Genomic DNA, 17,874 nt, shown 5'->3' with positions numbered 1-17,874 from the left:
TACGCTTCAGTACAGCGTGCGCTCCGGCGCACCGGCCGGCGGCGGGCTGTACTGGTACAGCCAGGTTTCGGTGAGGGTCTTGCCGCCACTGCGCAGGTACAGGCGGATGTCGATCTGCTCGGTGCTGCCCTCCGGCGGCACCAGGTCGAACATCGCGCGGTAGCCCTTGATCTCGCGCAACGGCCGCGCCGAGACGATCTCCACCCGGCCACGGCTGGTTTCGACAACCGCTTCGACGTCGGCCTTGTCGATCAGGCTGGCCAGTTCGCCGCCTTCGAAGTCCACCGCGAAACGCCACGAGAAATACTCCCGCTTCTTGCCGATCACCCCGCCCAGGCCGGTGCGGCTGGCCACGCAGTGGGCCAGTGGCGTATGCGCCGGCGGCTGCGCGCCCCAGTACAGCCGGTAGCCGACCAGCAGTTCCTGGCCCGGCTGCGGTTTTTCCTTCGGGTTCCAGAAGGCCACGATGTTGTCGAAGGTTTCATCGACGGTGGGAATCTCCACCAGCTGCACCGAGCCCTCGCCCCAGTCACCCTTCGGCTCCACCCACAGGCACGGACGCTTCTCGTAGAACACGCCATCGTCCTGGTAGTGATCGAAGTTGCGGTCACGCTGCAGCAGGCCGAAGCCACGCGGATTGCGGTCGACGAACATGTTGAAGCGCAGGTTGCGCGGGTTCAGCAGCGGCCGCCAGATCCATTCGCCAGCGCCGGTCCACAGCGACAGGCCATCGGTATCGTGGATCTCCGGGCGCCAGTCCCAGCCCATGCGGCGGTCGTTCTCGCCCACCTGGTACATGCTGGTGCAGGGCGCGATGCCCAGCCGCTCGATGGTCTTGCGCGGGTACAGCGCGCTGTCGATGTCCATCAGCAGCACATCGCCGTTGGTGACGGCGAAACGGTAGGCACCGGCCACGCTGGGCGAATCCAGCAGCGCGTAGACGATGATCGTGTCCGAGTCGGCCGCAGGCTGTTCCAGGTAATAGGCGATGAAGTCCGGGAATTCCTCGGGCTTGCCCATGCCGGTGTCGATGGCCAGGCCGCGCGCGGACTGGCCGTACTGGCCTTCCTTGCCCACTGCGCGGAAATAGCTCGCACCGAGGAACGCAGCGAAATCGCGGTCGGTATCCTTGCGCGTGTTCAACCGGAACCCGGCAAAGCCGAGGTCGGCCGGCAGCTCACCGTTCTTCAACCCGCTCTTGCCGTAGTTGAACGCGGCGCCGTCATAGGCCAGTTCCTGCGCCTTGCCGTCGACCACGTCGTACATGCGCACGGGCGAATGGAAGTACAGGCCCAGATGGAAGAACTTGGCCTGGAATTTTCCCGGCTGGTCGGCCCACAAAGCATGGTCCTGGCGGTAGCCGATCGACTGGTACTGATCCCAGTCCAACGCTTCCAGCTTGCCCGGCAGCACCCGCTTGTGGCTCTGGTACGGCGCCTGTGCCAGCGCGCGCGCCTGACCCTTCAGGGTGGCGAAATCGAACGGCTGCGGCTGGCCAAGCCGGCGCAGCCCAAGCTGGCCACTCTTGCTGGTCGCACAGGCCGGCAGTGACGGCAGGCCGAAGGCGGCCAGGGCCAGGGAGGCATTGCGGATGAAGTCGCGTCGTTGCATGCAGGCGCGGGAGCAAAGGGAAGGTCGGCCATCATAGGCAGACAAACGTTAACGGGCAGCGGTGGAATCGATGCGCTGTTCAGCCTGCGCCAATGCCGCGATGCGTGCGTTGAGCTCCTGCAGGGCCGGCGCCTGTGGCCCGCGCTGGGCCAACAGCAGCTGCCGCGCCTCGGCCAGCACGCTGCGGGCCTGTGCGGTCTGGCCGGCCTCCTGCAGGGCCTGACCCTGTGCCAGCAGCGCCTGCGGCAGCAATGCGATGTGGTCGGGCTGGCGCCAGATCGCCACCGCGCGGGCATAGTGCGCCGCCGCTGCCGAGGGGTCGTCGCTGGCGCTGGCCCATTTCCCCAGGGCGAACTCGCCGTAGCCGATCTCACGATGATCCGGACCCAAGGCGCCGAGCAGCTGTGCCTGCACCTGCCGCAGTTCCTGGCCGGCCAGCGCGTGCTGGCCACGCTGCAGGGCCAGCAGCGCGCGTGCGCGGCGTACCACCAGCGCCTCCGGGTGGCGCGGGCCCCATGCATCCTGTGCTGCCTGCCAGGCCTGCTCCAGCTCGGCCGCTGCCGCCTTCGTGTCGCCCTGGCGGGCCAGCACATCGCCCAGTTGCCGGTGCAGGCTGATCACCTGCGGGCTGCTGGCGTCGGCGCGCTGGCCAAGCAGCGCCAGCGCCTGCCGGTACCCGGCCAGCGCGGCCGGCAGGCGTCCGGCGGTGGCATCCAGCGCGGCCAGGTCGGCCAGTGACTCAGCACGCCCGAAGCGCTCGACAAGCCCTTGGTGGCGCAGCGCCAGCGCCTGCTGGAACGACCGGCGCGCTGCATCGGCATCACCCAGCTGGGCCTGGCACCGCCCGAGCTGGCTGTGGAATTCGGCAACGGCCGCCGGCAGGGCCGCCGCCTCGCTGGCCGCCAGCGGTTGCAGCGGCTGCAGGTGCGCCAGGCACTCGCGCCCGCGGCCGAGCATGCGCAGCGCGCGCCCACGCTGGGTCACCGCCTCGATCTGCAGTGCAGGCGGCACCTCGCCCACTTCCTGCAGCAGCCGGCGCTGCTGGTCCAGGGTCTGCAGCGCCAGCTGGTAATCGCCGAGGCCGATGCGCAAGCGGCCGATCACCCCTTGCAGCTCGGCCAACGCCAGCGGCTGGTCAGCCAGTTCGGCTTCGCCCCGTTGCTGGCCGGTGGCCAGCAGCTGCGGCACGTCGAAATGGCCGTGACGCTGGCTGGCCGCCTTGTCGAACAGGCCCACGGTGAAATCCTGCATGGCCTGCGCACGCGCCATTTCCACCCGCGCCTGGCGCGCCTGCCACAGGGCGATGGACGTGGTCAGCAGCAGCGCCAACACCGACAGCGTCGCCAAGACCACGCCCCAGCGATGGCGGCCAATGTACTTGCGCACCCGGTAACCCACGCCCGGTGGTCGCGCCTGGATCGGCTGCCCCTGCAGGTAGCGGCGCAGGTCGCCGGCCAGCGCTTCGGCCGAGCTGTAGCGCTGCTGCGGGTCCTTCTGCAGGGCTTTTTCCAACAGCACGTCCAGATCGCCGCGCAATCGCCTCGCCTGCCGCTGCAGGGCCCGTTTCGGCGCTCCCGGCTCGGCGGCCAGCCGTTGCAGCAGCGCCGACGCGCGCGGTGCCTGCACATCCAGGATCGAGCGCTCCCATTCCGCGTCGCTGTGCCGGCGCAGGCGATAGGGCTTGTGCCCGGTGACCACCTCGAACAGCACCACGCCCAGCGAATAGACGTCGGTCAAGGTCGTCACCGCCTCGCCCCGCACCTGTTCCGGCGCGGCGTAATGCAGGGTGAAAGCGCGGATTTCGGTGGCCGGATGGGCCGCGTTCGGGTCGTCGTGGTCGAGCAGCTTGGCGATGCCGAAGTCGAGCAGTTTCACCGTGCCATCGGCGCGTACCAGGATGTTGGAGGGCTTCAGGTCGCGGTGCACCACCAGGTTCGCATGCGCGTGGCTGACCACCGCGCAGACCTGCAGCATCAGCTGCAACCGCGTTTCCAGCGGGGGCTGCAGGCGCCGGCAGTAGTCGCTGATCGGCTCGCCTTCGACGTAATCCAGCGCCAGGTAGGGCTGCCCATGCTGGTCCACCCCGGCGTCCAGCAGTTGTGCCAGATGCGGGTGCTGCAGGCGGGCCAGGATCTGCCGCTCGCGGCCGAAACGCTGGCGCAGGCCGGGGTCGGCGACGCCGCTGCGCAACAGCTTCAGCGCAACCTGACGCTGGTACAGGCCATCGCAGCGCTCGGCCAACCAGACTTCGCCCATGCCACCTTCGCCCAGCGGGTGCAACAGCCGATAGGGACCGACCTCGCTCCCGGCGCGGCCCGGCGGTGTGGCGGTCCACAGCGGTTGGGCCATGAACTCGTGGCTGTCGGCTTCCTGCTGCAGCAGGTGTTCCAGCTCGCGGCCCAGCGTCGGGTCCTGCGCACTCAAGCGCTGCAGGCGCAGCTGGCGGGCGGCGGGTGCCAGCTCCAGCAGCTGGTCCAGCCAGGACGACAATTGCTGCCAGCGGGCGGCGTCCATCGGCGTGTTCGGCCTGGTGTCAGTCGCTGCGCATCGCGGCCAGCAGGAACAGCCGCGCTTTCTGCCAGTCGCGGCGGATGCTGCGTTCCGAGCGCTGGCTCAGTTCGGCGATCTCCAGTTCGGACAAGCCGGCAAAGTAGCGCAGCTCCACCACCTTGGCCAGGTGCGCATCGACGGCCTGCAGGCGTTCCAATGCAACATCGAGGGCCAGCAGATCCTCGTCCAGGCGCACGCCGCTGCTGCTGTTCTCGGGAATCTCGGCCACCCGCTTGAGGTCGCCACCGCGCTTGCGCGCCAGCCGGTTGCGCGCGTAATCGACGACCACGCTGCGCATCGCCGACGCCGCATAGGCGAAGAAGTGGGCACGGTCCTCGAAGCGCGCCGCACCGCGGCTGCCCAGCAGTTTCAGGTAGGACTCGTGGACCAGCGAGGTCGCATCCAGGGTGCGTCCCTGCTGCCCGGCCAGCTGCCGCCGGGCCATGCTGTGCAGTTCCTGGTACAGGGTGGTCAGCACGCGGTCGAGCGCGGCGCGGTCGCCACCGCGTGCAGCATCCAGCCATACGGTGATATCCGAGCCTTCGTCCATCGCCAACGCTCCCCCGCAGCGGATGTCGGCTGGACTATAGCGCTGCACGTGTGCAGCGCATGAAGACGTTCAGCGCTGGCAGCGACTGCACCACACGCTTGCCCGCTGGCCGATCATGGCGTGCTTGAGCGGGCGGCCGCAGCTGGGGCACGGCAGACCATCGCGGCCATACACCAGCAGCTCCTGCTCGAAGTAGCCCGGCGCGCCGTCGGGGCTGATGAAATCGCGCAGGGTGGTGCCGCCGCGGGTGATTGCGTAGTCCAGCGTTTCCTTCACTGCCGTGGCCAGCCGCCGATAGCGCTCGCGGGTGACCTTGCCGGCCTCGCGCAGCGGGCTGATGCCGGCCTTGAACAGGCTTTCGGCCGCGTAGATGTTGCCCACGCCGACCACCACCGCCTGGTCCATCAGGAAGGTCTTCACCGGCGCGCTGCGGCCCCGGCTGCGGGCAAACAGGTAGTCGCCGTCGAAGGCGTCGTCCAGCGGTTCCGGGCCCAGCCCCTGCAGCAACGGATGGATCTCGCCAGCCGGCTGCCAGAGCAGGCTGCCGAAGCGGCGCGGATCGTTGAAACGCAACAGGCGGCCGTTGTCCAGACTGATATCCACATGGTCGTGGGCGCGTAGCGGGGTGTCGCCGGGCAGCACGCGCAGGCTGCCGGACATGCCCAGGTGCAGCACGGCGCTGCCGATGGCCGTGTCCAGCAGCAGGTACTTGGCGCGGCGGCGCACGTCTTCGATGCGCTGGCCGGGCAGCAGCTCGGCCACTTCCGGTGGAATCGGCCAACGCAGGTCGGCGCGGCGCAGGATCACCCCATGCACGCGGCGGCCCTGCAGGTGCGGCGCCAGGCCGCGGCGGGTGGTTTCTACTTCGGGCAGTTCGGGCATGGGACGATTCTACGCCGGGCCATGCGAAGCCCGGCACCGGCTACGATTCCAGGTCGTTCGCTTCGACCAGGAAGGCGCCCTCGACCAGCGCGCCACGTCCGCCCAGCCGCCAGAACGCCAGGTAGGGGGCGAAGTCGATCGCCATCGGGGCCAAGGGCTGGGTGATGTACCAGCCCAGATAGAGATCGGAGGCGATGTGATACAGCGCCTCGTCGAGCGCGGCCATCTGTGGGCTGTCCAGCGTGCGCGCCTTATGCACCGCATCGCAGATGACATCGTGCAGGTAGTCGGCCGGGCCCGACCCGCGTAACGCCGCTTCCAGGCGCTCGGCCGGAGCAGCCACCACGGGCACCTCGCGCAGCGTGGCCTGCAGGCCGGGTTCACCAGCAGCGCCGGCCACGCGCGCCAGCTCGTCCAGCCAGGCGCGCGCGGCAGCCGCCCGTGCCTGTGCATTACCGGCGATGGCCGGTTGCAGGTACAGGTGGTCGCCCCAGTGGCCGGCGGCGAGCAGGTCCAGCGCGCGCGACCGCAGTTCGTCGGCATGCGGGAAAGCGGCGAACACGGCCGCCAGTGTGTCCCCGTCGGTCACGCCCTGCAGCAGGCCGGAGAAATACCAGTCTTCCTGCTCGCTGCGCCCAGCGCAGAAATCGAGCCATTCGGCGAGGAGTTCGTCGTCCATCCGGTCATCCATGGTCAGCGCGGCGGCGCCGAAAGTTCGCGCGCATCCAGGAGCCCATCGCCGTTGGCGTCCTGCTTGTGGAAACGCTGCACGATCGTCTGCCGCTGCTGTTCGCGGGTGATGGCCATGCCCTTGCCACCGGGCAGCTCATCGGCGCTCAGCACGCCATCGCCGTTGCGATCCATGCGATCGAAGGCGTACAGCATCCACTGCAGGTACTCGGCTTCACTGACCTTGCCATCGCCGTCGCTGTCCATGCGCTGCAGGTAGCTGGCGGTGTCGCTGACCTGGGCCTGCAAAGAAGGCGCCCACACTGCGACCAGCAACAACACCGTCAGCGCAGCCCTCATCCGCCCACCAGCGTGTAACCCTTCAGTCGCGCGGCATAGGCCTGCAGCGCGGCAATGCCGCTTTCCTCGGCCTCGCGGCACCAGGCCTGCAATTGGCGCAGACGCTCGGCGGCATCATGGCCACGCGCTTCCAGCAGCGTTGCCAGGCGCGCGCGATATTCCACCAGGGTACGGATACGTGGGCGCTGGGCGACCCATTCGCTGAGCTGCGCGCGGCTGTCCGGCTTCAGCCAGCGGCCGTCGTTGACCAGCCCACGGCGCAGCCGGCGCGGCAGCAAGCGGCGCAGCTTGGCACCGGCGTGCCGTGCTTCCTCGCGCAATGCCGGCATGAACACGTTGCGCTGGTAGTCGGTCATCGCCTGGAAGCGATGCGACAACAGGGCTTTCAGGGTATCGGCGTCGGGCACGGCGATGTTCGGGCGCACGTCCATGGCCTGCGCCACCCGCAGTACCTTGGCCAGGCGCAGAGCCTGCAGCAGGCGGATCGCGCTCCAGCCGATGTCGAACTCCCAGCGCCGCATCGCAAAGCGCGCCGAGCTGGGGAACGCATGGTGGTTGTTGTGCAGCTCCTCGCCACCAATCCAGAACGCCCATGGCGTGAGGTTGGTGGAGGTGTCGGCCGACTCGTAGTTGCGGTAGCCCCACCAGTGGCCCAGGCCATTGACCACGCCGGCGGCCCAGAACGGAATCCACGCCATCTGGATCGCCCACAGGGCGACGCCCGGCAGGCCGAACAGCACCGTGTTGATCGCAAACAGCAGTACCGGGCCGAACGTGGCATAGGGGGTGTACAGACGGCGCTCGATCGCGTCATCCGGCGTGCCGCGACCATACTGTTCGATGTCTTCACGCATGCCGCGTGCTTCGCGGTACAGCTCCACGCCGCGCCAGAACACCTGGCCGATGCCACGGGTGACCGGGCTGTGCGGGTCGTCCTCGGTTTCCACCTTGGCGTGGTGCTTTCGATGGATCGCCACCCACTCCTTGGTGATCATCGAGGTGCTCAGCCAGGTCCAGAAGCGGAAGAAGTGCGCGACCACCGGATGGAAATCCACGCCCCGGTGCGCCTGGCTGCGGTGCAGGTAGAGGGTGACCGAGAAGATCGTGAGCTGGGTGAAGACCAGCAGCACCAGGGCCAGCTGCCACCAGCCCAGGCCCAGCACGCCACCGGTCAGCAGGGACATCAGGGCATCAGGCATGGCGGCTCTCCAGAGCGACACAGGTATGGAAGACATCATGGGCGCTTGCGTTGCAAACTGCACCTTGCACCGCTGGATTGGCAGCGCCATTCCGTGGCTTCGTTCACAGTTGGGGACCCGTGTTGTCGAGCCTTGATCCGCGCATCCGCGCCGTAGACCCTGCCCCATCCGCCGGGGACCTGCCGCCCTTGATCGAACTGGACCGCGCCAGCGTGATGCGCGGCCAGGTGAAGGTCCTGCACGGGCTGAGCCTGCGCATCGCGCAGGGCCAGCACACCGCCCTGCTCGGCCCCAATGGCTGTGGCAAGTCCACCTTCATCAAGCTGATCACGCGCGAGCTGTATCCGCTGGCGCAGGCCGACGGCACGGTGGCGGTGAAGGTGCTGGGGCAGAATCGCTGGCAGGTCGACCGGCTGCGTTCGCAGCTGGGCATCGTCACCGGCGACCTCAGCAGCAACCTGTCCGACATGCCGGGGCTGACGGTGGAGCAGGCGGTACTGTCGGGGTTCTTCGCCAGCTACATGGTGCCGGCCTTCCGCGAGGTCACTGCCGACATGCGCACGCGGGTGGGCGAGACCCTGGCGATGACCGGTGCGTCGGGCCTGCGTGAGCGTGCCTACGCCGAACTGTCGGCCGGCGAGACCCGCCGCGTGCTGATCGCCCGTGCGCTGGTCAACCGGCCACAGGCGCTGCTGCTGGATGAACCCTCCACCGGGCTGGACCTGGTGGCCCGCCAGCAGTTGATCGCCACCATGCGCGTGCTTGCGCAGCAGGGCATCACCCTGGTGCTGGTCACCCACCACATCGAGGAAGTGATTCCCGAGATCGAGCGGGTGGTGCTGCTGCGCGACGGCCGCGTGCTGGCCGATGGCGCGCGCGCCGAGCTGCTGCGCGACGAACCGCTGTCGGCCGTGTTCGGCGGCGCGATCACGGTGGTGGAACAGGAAGGACGGTTGACCGCGTACGCGGGATGATCGACATGCCACTGTAGAGCCGAGCCTATGCTCGGCTGCTCTTGGCCGCGGGGACGGCAGCCGAGCATAGGCTCGGCTCTACAGAAGACGGTGCGGCGGGCCGGATGTCCGGCCCGCCACGCCTTGCTTCAGAACCGCAACGCCAGCGCGCGCGACTCGATCGGTGCCATCCGGCTCTGGTCCTGCAGCTGCAGGTCGCGCAGTTCATAGGGGGCACCGAAGCCGGCAGGCAACGCGGCCTGGTCGAAGGGCAGCACCAGCGCGCCGCGACCCGGGCCATCGAACCACGCTGCGGCATGGGCCTGCGCCACCGGCTGCAACTGGCCGTTGGCCGCGGTGGCATACAGGGTGCCGCGCGCCTCGTAGCGGCCAGCAGCGGCCACCTGCAGCGGCAGGCTGACCTGGCGGCTGGCCGGATCGGGCATGGCCTGGCCGACGAAGCGGGCGGTCGGCCTGGCCACCGCGAAGGCAACCTTGCCATCGCGCAGCACGCCGTCGGCCTGGGCGAACACCTGCAGTTCCCACAGGCCCTGTGCGTTGCTGGCCTCGGCTGGAATCCTCACCTGTGCACGCAGGCTGCCATCGGTGGTGCGCAGCAGCCGCTGCGGCCAGCTGCGGCCATCGGGTGCGACCAGCAGTGCTTCACCGCCGAGGCTGCCGCGCCGTGCACGCAACGCCGCCGCGCTGGCACCGTCTTCCAGCAGACGCGCTTGCAGCTGCACGTTGCCACCGGCCAGCACCTGCGCCTGGCTGGCCTGCACTTCCAACCGCAGCGGGCTGTTGGGCTCCAGCACCTGCACCACGTAGCGGCCCTGCGCCTGTGCGCTCTGCAGCCGGTAAGCGCCAGCTGCGCTGGTGGTACCGGTGCGCAGCATGCTGCTGCCATCGCCGACCGGCATGCCCGCATCCTGCAGCTGGCGTGCATCGACACTGCGCGCAACGCTGCTGCGCCCCGCCGGATCACGTACCTGCAGCGCGCTGGCCGGCAGCGCGCGGGCACCCGGCGCCGGGCTGAGCTGGATCACCGCATCCGCTGCGCTCAGCGGCAGTTCCAGGCCGCGCTGCAGCTCGGCACCGTCGACCTGCTGCCAGTAGCTGCGGCTGATCGCGGCCTGGGGGCCGGGGGCCTGCAGTGGCTGCGCCGGGTCCAGCGCCCAGGCGAAGGCCAGCGGCGCGTGCTCGCTTTCATCGGCAGGCAGCGGCGCGGCAACCAGGCCAGCGGGAATCTGGTCGCCAGCGGCGACGCGCAGCGGCTGCGCGGCCTGCGCCGATGCGGTGGAAAGGACCGCCAGCACGGCGGCAGCCAGCAAGGTGGAATGGATCGTCATGGTCATCTCCCTCACTGGGTCAGGTCGTTGCGCAGGATGCTGCCGAGGCCGAAGCACTCGCGGCGGCTCTGGTTGTGGCTGAGCGGCTCGGCGCCCTGGGTGCGCGCCTTGTCGGTGAACCAAAGGGTGCCGGCCGCCTTCTGGCTGCTGCATTCGAGGAAACCGTCCGAGCACGACGACAGCCAGTTCTGGGTGAATTCCAGGCCGACGTTGGCGGCATAGCCACCGCAGTAGCTGTTGCTGTCCCACACCGCCGATTCGACATCGCTGCCGACCACTGCACGGAACGGCTTGGGCAGGGCCGGGCGGCCGGCGGTGCCATACAGGTTCTGCGCGTTGTAGGTGGCCATGTGTCCCACCTGCTGCATGCGCACGGCATCGCTCTTGTAGCCCAGCAGCCAGCCCAGCGAGGTTTCGAAGGTGTTGCCGTTGAGTACGGCGTCGGCCAGCGGCGTACCTGCCGACGAGGGCGCCAGCGCAGTGACCTTGCGCACCCGGTTGATGATCTTCGGGTAGCGGCTGTCATAGGTGGGGTTGGACAGGATCCAGCGCATCACGTTGCCGCCGTTGGAGTGGGTGATCACCACCAGCTGGGTGATGCCACGGCTGTCGATGAAGCCGGTGAGCTGGTTGGCCAGGCAACCGGCCGCTTCCGGCTTCCACATGTACTGGGTGAAGTCGCAGTTGATGACCACGTAATTGCTGCTGTTTGGCAGGCCCTGGCGGACGGTGTCGATGATCGCCGGCTGCCAGTAGTCCTGCGTGGCATTGGTCTGTGCGCCGGTGCCATGCACGAAGGCCACGCCGTAGACATCGGCGGCCTGCGCCGGGGCGGTCGCCAACCCCAGGACCAGGGCCAGGACGGTACTTCCTGTTGCGGTGCTGCGCATCGCTTCTCTCCCTTTCAGCGGATCCCCCCGGCCCGGCTGTGACCTGATGCTCATGGCGGCAGCGCGTGAAAGTCCGTGCGCTGCGCCCGGATTCAGGAGATTGCCGACACTTGATGACTGTTTTCATCGCCCAGCGGCTGACCATGCCGGGTCTGGCCGTATGACCGATGGACGCTGCACCCGGCAATCGAGGCTGCGATCATGGCCGGCGAGTTCCCAGCCCGAGTCTGCCCATGTCGCCGATCCTCCTCCCTGCCCGTCCGCTGCTCGGCCTGGCCATCGCGCTGTCGCTGGCCGGCTGTGCCGCCACCGCCAGCAGGCCGACCGCCGTCGAAGCCAACGTCACCACCAAGGCGGTGGGCTACCTGGACAAGACCGCAGTGCCGGCCAGCATCGATCTGGTACCGGCACCACCGGCCGCCGGCTCGGCCGGCTTCGCACTGGATGAGCAGGTCAGCCGCGAAGCACGCGCGCTGCGCGGCAGCCCGCGCTTCGCCCAGGCCGGTGTGGATGCCGAACTCGGTTTCCCGGAAGGTGCCAACCACTTTTCCTGCGCTGCCGACATCGACGTCGACGCCGTGAAGACCCCGGCGCTGTATCGCCTGCTGGAGCGCAGCCGGATCGACGCCAGTGCCGCCACCAAGGCTGCAAAGAACCACTACCAGCGCCCGCGCCCGTTCATGGTCAACGGCGAGCCGACCTGCGCGCCGAAGGATGAGGAAGGCCTGCGCAAGAACGGCTCCTACCCGTCCGGCCATACCTCGATCGGCTGGGCCTGGGCACTGATTCTTTCGGAGATCGCACCGGACCGCGCCGATGCCATCCAGGCCCGCGGCCGCAATTACGGCGAGAGCCGCCTGGTGTGCAACGTGCACTGGCAGAGCGACATCCTCGAAGGCCGCTTCATGGGCGCGGCCGCCGTCGCCCGCCTGCATGACAACGCCGCGTTCAACAAGGATCTGCTGGCCGCACGCAAGGAAATCGCGGCCGCGCGCAAGGCCGGCCTGCACTCCAGCCGCGACTGCGCCACCGAGAACGCGGTGCTGAAGGTGCGCCCGCAGAGCGCGCTGTAAGCCATGCCTCTGTAGAGCCGAGCCATGCTCGGCTCAGAGCAGCCGAGCGCAGGCTCGGCTCTACAGGAAGCAGGAAACAGAAGGGCCGGCATTGCGCCGGCCCTTCTTCATTGCATCACTGCTGCAGCCGCATCAGAACTTCGCGGTGAACTCCACGCCCCAGGTACGCGGCTCGTTGAGGAAGCCGGTCAGGTTGTTGAAGTCGATCGCACCGACCACGCGGGTCTGGTTGGTCAGGTTGCGGCCGAACACGGCCACGTCGTACTGGCCGTAATCCCAGTTGTAACCCAGGCGCAGGCCACCTTCCAGCGAACTGCGGCCGCGGAATTCCGGCGACTCGTAGATGAAGAAGTTCACTGCGCTGCGGTAGGCCCAGTCGGTGTAGGCATACAGCTCGCTGCCATCGCTGAGCGGGAAGCCCACGCGCAGGGTCGCGTTGTGGATCCACTTCGGCGCCTGCGGCAGCGGATTGCCGTTGACCAGCGCGTAGGTGCCACCATTGATGATGGTGGTCGGGTCGGTGATGGTGCAGCCGCCGCCGCAGATCGCCACCGCCAGGTTCTTGTCCTTGATCTCGGTGTCGTTGTAGCTGCTGCCGAAGGTCAGCAGGACGTTGTCGGCCAGGTAGGCCTCCAGGTCCAGCTCCACGCCCTGGCCGATGGTCTTGTCGGCGTTGAGCAGGGTAGCGGTGTTGTTGCCGCCGCCGACGGCGATCAGCTGCTGGCCGTCCACGTCGTAGCGGAACACGCTGAAGCCGAGGCGTGCGCGACGCTCGAACAGGTCGGCCTTGATGCCGGCCTCATACGAAATCACCTTCTCCGAATCGGCCTGCGACAGGCCCGGTGCGAACGCCAGGCGGCCCTGGATCGACGGTGCACGGAAGCCCTTGGCCACGCGTGCATAGGCATTGACGTTGTCGGTCAGCTTGTACACGCCGCTGACATCCCAGCTGACGTCGTTGACGTCGGTGTTGGCCAGGTACGGGCCGCTGACCGGCGTACCGCCCGGCGTCTGCTGCAGCACGCTGGCGCTGAAGTCCTTCTTGTCCTGGGTGTAGCGCACACCGGCACGCAGCTTGAAGCGGTCGGTGACATCGAAATCACCCGAGGCGAACACCGCCCACGCCTTGTTGCGCTGCTGCTGCACGACGTGGCCGGTCTGCGGGTTGCCCGGCGTCAGCGAGTCGTAGTTGAAGTTGTTGATGGTGACGTCTTCATCGAAATAGAAGACGCCGGCCTGCCAGTCGAAGCGGCCCCATTCGTTGGATTCCACGCGGAATTCCTGGGTCCACTGGCGGTGGTGCGGCAAGCCGTCAGCCGACTCGGACGGGAACGGGATCAGGCCCGGGCCCGAGTTGCCTGCACCCAGGAACGCGGCGCCGTAGCCGCCATCGATGTCGCCGCGGTTGAGCGATTCGGCGGTCTCGTAGCCAGTGATCGAATGCAGGGTCACCGAACCGAGGTTCCACTGCAGGCGCGCGCTGCCGCCCCAGGTTTCCAGGTCGGAGAAATTGACGCCGTCGTTGGCGACCTTGTCGCGGTCGAAGTTTTCGACCAGCGAATTTCCGCCCTTCTCGATGATGTTGGCGCGGAACAGGCGGGCAGTGCCGTTGAGCTTGCGCTTGTGCAGGTTGAACAGCGCTTCGAAGTCATCGCCTTCGTACAGGAACTGCACACGGCCAGCGGCTTCGTCATAGCCTTCGAAACCGCTGTTGGGCGCACCGGCATGGGTGTTGTCGACCCAGTCGTCACGACGCTGGTAGATGGCCGACACGCGTGCGGACCAGCGGTCGGTCAGCGGGCCGCCGTAGGCGCCCTGCACGTTCCAGCTGTTGTAGGTGCCATAGCCCACGCGAACGTAGCCATCGGCATCCTGCGACGGACGCGCCGAATCAAACTTGACCACGCCGGCCGGGGTGTTGCGCCCGAACAGGGTGCCCTGCGGGCCGCGCAGCACTTCCACACCGGCCAGGTCGAACAGCGGGAAGCCCTTCAGCAGCGGGCTTTCCTGCACCACATCGTCGTACACCAGCGAGACCGGCTGCGATGCATTGAGGTCGAAATCGGTGTTGCCCAGGCCGCGGATGTAGAAGCGCGGGAAGGCACGGCCGTAGGAAGACTCGATGTTGAGGCTCGGCACGCGCGCAGCAAGGAAGCGGATGTCATCGCCCGCCGAACCGAGCACGTCGAGCTTTTCGCCCTGGATCGCGCTGATCGCGACCGGCACGTCCTTGGCGTTTTCGACGCGACGCTGTGCAGTCACCTGCAGCGCATCGAGGGCGACCGGATCCTTGGCGGCGGGGGTTTCCTGGGCGGCTGCTACCAGCGGCAGCAGGGCGGAAAGAGCGACAACGAGCGGGCGCGCGACCGGAGAGCGGCCACGGGAAGTACGGGTCGGAGACATGGCGGTAGGCTGTGTTTGGAGGGGTGGTAAAACGGCGCTACCAGATAATTGTTGCAATACAGCACCTCCCTCGCAAATGCCGATCGTTCATGGCCGCCTCGCGCGCCGCCGGAAGCTGCCGCTAGACTCGGGGTTTTCCCCCGCAACGGACCTGCTGCAATGACCCAGTGGTACTTCCATGCTCCCGGCCAGGCCGACCGTGTCGGTCCGTTCGACGAGGAGGCCGCGCGCCGATTCGCCCAGGCCAATCCGCGCGCGCTGGCCTGGTGCCAGGGCATGACAGGGTGGACACCAGTGTCCGAAATCGTCGCCCTGCAGCAGGTCGCCGCCGCCACGGCAGCGCCGCCGCCGATGCCCGCAGTTGCGCCCGCAGTGACAACTGCGTCAACCGGTAGCCGTGCCGACCGCATCGACTTCCGCATCGTCGGCCATGAAATGCAGTTCGTGGAAATCGAACTGGACCCCGGCGAAGGTGCGGTGGCCGAAGCCGGCGCGCTGATGTTCAAGGACGCTTCGGTGCAGATGGATACCGTCTTTGGCGGCGGCGCACGCGGTGGCCAGGGCAGCGGTTTCATGGACAAGGTGATGGCCGCCGGCAAGCGCGTGCTGACCGGTGAGAGCCTGTTTGCCACCGTCTACACGCAGACCGGCCAGGGCCGCGGCAAGGTCGCCTTCGCTGCGCCCTATCCCGGCACCGTGCTGGCGATGAAGCTGGACCAGCACGGCGGGCGCCTGATCTGCCAGAAGGACAGCTTCCTGGCGGGCGCGCGCGGCGTGCAGATCGGTGTGCAGTTCCAGCGCAAGATCATGACCGGCCTGTTCGGCGGCGAGGGCTTCATCATGCAGAAGCTGGAGGGCGACGGCTGGGTGTTCATCCATGCCGGCGGCTGCGTGGTCGAGCGTGAGCTGGCCGCCGGCGAACGCCTGGACGTCGATACCGGTTGCATCGTCGCCTACCACCCGACGGTGGACATGGACGTGCGCCGGGTCAAAGGCATCCGAAGCGTGCTGTTCGGTGGCGAGGGCGTGTTCCTGGCCACCCTGACCGGGCCGGGCAAGGTCTGGCTGCAGTCGCTGCCGTTCTCGCGCCTGGCCGGGCGCATGTGGATGGCCGCGCCGCAGGGCGGCGGCAAGAGCCGCGGCGAGAGTTCGCTGCTGGGCTGAGTGGGCCGGAGGCTGGACGGCGCCGCCGTTTCTGACCGCAGGATCTCGGTAGGTGCCGACCTTGGTCAGCACTGGATTGTGCAAGCGCCGGCCAAGGTCGGCATCTATCGGGCGCTTTTCATGAATGGGGAGCCGACCCACCCTGCCCGCTCCGCCACGCCTTCGGTATGCTGGCGCCCTTTCCTGAATCCGGCGCCGCGAGCGCACTGCCGATGAGCCTGTTCCGCCCCCGTGTGCTGCTGTCCGTCGCCCTGCTCGGCCTGCTGGCCGGCTGCGGTGGTGAAGAGGTCCGCCCCACCCCGCCCGCGCAGCCCACCCTGGTGCCGCAGGCCAAGCCGGTGAAGATCGGCATCGCCCTGGGCGGCGGCGCGGCCAAGGGCTTTGCGCATATCGGCGTGATCAAGATGCTCGAGGCCAACGGCTTCGAACCGGTGGTGGTATCCGGCACCAGTGCCGGCAGCGTGGTCGGCGCCCTGTATGCCAGCGGCATGGACGCCTTCCAGATGCAGAGCAAGGCGGTGGCGCTGGATGAAGCCAGCATCCGCGACGTACGCCTGTTCTCCGGTGGCCTGGTGCAGGGCCAGAAGCTGCAGGACTACGTCAACGAACAGGTGGCCAACCGCCCGGCCGAGCGCCTGAAGAAGCCATTCGCTGCCGTCGCCACCCAGCTGGAAACCGGCGAGCGTTCGATCTTCGTGCGCGGCAACGTCGGCCAGGCGGTGCGCGCTTCCAGCAGCATCCCCGGGGTGTTCGAGCCGGTGAAGATCGGTGGCCGCAACTACATCGATGGCGGCGTGGTCAGCCCGGTGCCGGTGGACGCCGCGCGCCAGCTCGGCGCCGAGTTCGTGATCGCCGTGGACATCTCCAGCAAGGCAAGCGGCAAGGCCCCGACCGGCATGCTGGGCATCGTCAACCAGTCGATCTCGATCATGGGCCAGCGCCTGGGCGAGCAGGAACTGGCACGCGCGGACATCGTGATCCGGCCGAAGGTGCTGGACATCGGCGCTGCCGACTTCAGCCAGCGTGGCACTGCCATCCTGGAAGGCGAGAAGGCCGCGATGGCGGCGATGCCGCAGATCCGCGCCAAGATCCAGCAGCTGCAGAAGGCCCGCGCCGCCGCATTGGCACCGACGCCGGTGGCTGCGCCGAAGTGCGACGAACCTTCGCGCCTGGGCAAGCTGATGGGCCGCAAGGAAAAGTGCTGAAGCACACGTGCATCATGCAAGGCACGAGGGCCATCGCGGGCCCTCGTGAGTAGTGCTGAGGAATGCTGCTTGCGAATCAGACCCCTATCTGGGCAAGTGCGTCGTTTGCAGCAGCGGTAACGGAGCTTCCATAGCCAGTTGCCGTGGCAGATGGGCATTGCAATGTCACGCTAAGGATCGTCCCATTGATTCCGGCAGCATCGAAGGCACAGCTGCTCTTGGTCGACGCCGTATAACGCATCACGCGCATCGCGATGCTGTTGGCATCGTCGATATTCGATCCAATTCCGCTAATCGACCAGCTGCTGTTCGTTTGTGTATTTCCGCAATCGTAGCGAAAGCGGAATCCATAGGTTTCCGGATAGTAGGATCCTTGCAGAGGAGCCGAACAGTGAGTGCCGTTGGCCGCCATTTCCTCAGCGATAGCAAGTGAATTGCGCGCTGCGGACGTAGGGCTGTTGCCAACTCCCGCGATGGGCCATCCATTGCAGGTGAAATGGGCGAACACACCGATACCGTAGGCACCCGATTCAATGCTGCTGGCGTTGGCGCTACAGTCAACCCCTTCCTGCCTTACCGCCATGAATCCGTTGAGGTTCTCAACCGCTTCATTCACCGACACACCGATTCCATACACATAACTCCCATCACACTGCCTGCTGGCCAGAGTGGAGGAATTGCTGGTCATGGCAGTGAATTCGGTGGCGCCGCATGCCATGACCTTCGTCTGGAGTTGTGTCCGCTGCTGGGGCTCCGCGTTCACTGAGACTGGAAGGACACTGAACGTAAGAAGCGCGCCAAGGGCGACGTAAGTTTTCACTGCATTTCTCCGAACAGGAATGTCCGGTCAACCTATGAAAGCGGTGACCCGCTCCACATCAGGGGTCCAGATCTTTGGCTGTAGGGAAAACCCTCAATATCCCAAAGTGGTCAGCGCATCACCCTCATGCTCTCCACTCAATGAGATGCATCGCGCCATTGATGTGATGTTTCTCCTGTATGGGCCGAGGGCAACA

At 67.5% G+C, this 17,874-nt stretch carries 15 protein-coding genes; 4 read left to right on the top strand and 11 right to left on the bottom strand.

All coding sequences use genetic code 11. The features are described 5' to 3' along the window. Nucleotides 1–6: 6 nt before the first annotated feature. The 7 genes from QOL57_RS19855 to QOL57_RS19825 all read right to left on the bottom strand — a co-directional run bounded on the left by QOL57_RS19855 (nt 7) and on the right by QOL57_RS19825 (nt 7,821). Nucleotides 7–1,611: a glucan biosynthesis protein D gene (locus QOL57_RS19855; protein ID WP_089241815.1), complete on the bottom strand. Its 1,605-nt coding sequence runs from the start codon at nt 1,609–1,611 to the stop codon at nt 7–9. A gap of 48 nt (nt 1,612–1,659) precedes the next feature. Beyond that, the gene (locus tag QOL57_RS19850) at nt 1,660–4,125 is read right to left on the bottom strand and encodes a serine/threonine-protein kinase (protein WP_089241817.1); all 2,466 of its coding nucleotides are present in this window, start codon (nt 4,123–4,125) and stop codon (nt 1,660–1,662) included. A 19-nt stretch (nt 4,126–4,144) separates the two neighbouring features. Further along, a complete protein-coding gene (locus tag QOL57_RS19845) occupies nt 4,145–4,711 on the bottom strand; it encodes an ECF-type sigma factor (RefSeq protein ID WP_089241819.1) in 567 nt (188 codons plus the stop codon). A 69-nt stretch (nt 4,712–4,780) separates the two neighbouring features. Then, nucleotides 4,781–5,593 carry a bifunctional DNA-formamidopyrimidine glycosylase/DNA-(apurinic or apyrimidinic site) lyase gene (mutM, locus tag QOL57_RS19840; protein ID WP_089241821.1) on the bottom strand — a complete coding sequence of 271 codons (813 nt, stop codon included), beginning with the start codon at nt 5,591–5,593 and terminating at the stop codon, nt 4,781–4,783. Nucleotides 5,594–5,633: 40 nt separating this feature from the next. Further along, a complete protein-coding gene (locus QOL57_RS19835; protein ID WP_089242038.1) occupies nt 5,634–6,272 on the bottom strand; it encodes a hypothetical protein in 639 nt (212 codons plus the stop codon). Between the two features lie 14 nt (nt 6,273–6,286). After that, nucleotides 6,287–6,622 (bottom strand): EF-hand domain-containing protein, encoded by a 336-nt coding sequence (locus QOL57_RS19830; RefSeq protein ID WP_089241823.1) that lies wholly within the window; start codon nt 6,620–6,622, stop codon nt 6,287–6,289. After that, complete coding sequence (locus tag QOL57_RS19825) at nt 6,619–7,821, bottom strand: fatty acid desaturase (RefSeq protein ID WP_089241825.1); 1,203 nt, start codon at nt 7,819–7,821, stop codon at nt 6,619–6,621. The genes QOL57_RS19830 and QOL57_RS19825 overlap by 4 nt, the downstream gene beginning before the upstream one ends. A 215-nt stretch (nt 7,822–8,036) precedes the next feature. Here QOL57_RS19825 and QOL57_RS19820 point away from each other — a divergent pair, with 215 nt between their 5' ends. After that, complete coding sequence (locus tag QOL57_RS19820; protein ID WP_244900868.1) at nt 8,037–8,795, top strand: ATP-binding cassette domain-containing protein; 759 nt, start codon at nt 8,037–8,039, stop codon at nt 8,793–8,795. A 128-nt stretch (nt 8,796–8,923) separates the two neighbouring features. Here QOL57_RS19820 and QOL57_RS19815 read toward each other — a convergent pair whose 3' ends face one another. Next, nucleotides 8,924–10,123, bottom strand: a complete 1,200-nt coding sequence (locus QOL57_RS19815) for a DUF4785 domain-containing protein (RefSeq protein WP_089242040.1) — start codon at nt 10,121–10,123, stop codon at nt 8,924–8,926. Between the two features lie 11 nt (nt 10,124–10,134). Beyond that, entirely contained in the window at nt 10,135–11,013 is an 879-nt protein-coding gene (locus QOL57_RS19810; protein ID WP_089241829.1) for a hypothetical protein, read from the bottom strand. 233 nt (nt 11,014–11,246) lie between these two features. On the opposite strand from QOL57_RS19810, the gene QOL57_RS19805 reads away from it, so the two are divergent. Beyond that, entirely contained in the window at nt 11,247–12,086 is an 840-nt protein-coding gene (locus tag QOL57_RS19805) for a phosphatase PAP2 family protein (protein ID WP_089241831.1), read from the top strand. A 132-nt stretch (nt 12,087–12,218) separates the two neighbouring features. Here the strand turns inward: QOL57_RS19805 and QOL57_RS19800 are convergent, their stop codons facing one another. Next, nucleotides 12,219–14,489, bottom strand: coding sequence for a TonB-dependent receptor (locus QOL57_RS19800; protein ID WP_089241833.1), 2,271 nt, complete (start codon nt 14,487–14,489; stop codon nt 12,219–12,221). Nucleotides 14,490–14,648: 159 nt separating this feature from the next. On the opposite strand from QOL57_RS19800, the gene QOL57_RS19795 reads away from it, so the two are divergent. After that, entirely contained in the window at nt 14,649–15,653 is a 1,005-nt protein-coding gene (locus QOL57_RS19795; RefSeq protein ID WP_089241835.1) for a TIGR00266 family protein, read from the top strand. A 212-nt stretch (nt 15,654–15,865) separates the two neighbouring features. Continuing rightward, nucleotides 15,866–16,858: a patatin-like phospholipase family protein gene (locus QOL57_RS19790; protein WP_089241837.1), complete on the top strand. Its 993-nt coding sequence runs from the start codon at nt 15,866–15,868 to the stop codon at nt 16,856–16,858. Between the two features lie 76 nt (nt 16,859–16,934). On the opposite strand, the gene QOL57_RS19785 is transcribed toward QOL57_RS19790, so the two are convergent. Then, nucleotides 16,935–17,546 carry a hypothetical protein gene (locus QOL57_RS19785; protein WP_283401541.1) on the bottom strand — a complete coding sequence of 204 codons (612 nt, stop codon included), beginning with the start codon at nt 17,544–17,546 and terminating at the stop codon, nt 16,935–16,937. Nucleotides 17,547–17,874: the final 328 nt, after the last annotated feature.

Source organism: Stenotrophomonas sp. yr243, from assembly GCF_900184195.1.
Taxonomy (GTDB): Bacteria; Pseudomonadota; Gammaproteobacteria; order Xanthomonadales; family Xanthomonadaceae; genus Stenotrophomonas; species Stenotrophomonas lactitubi.
The sequence above is the reverse complement of the archived record's forward strand: the minus strand, read 5'-3'. Positions and strand labels throughout refer to the sequence as shown.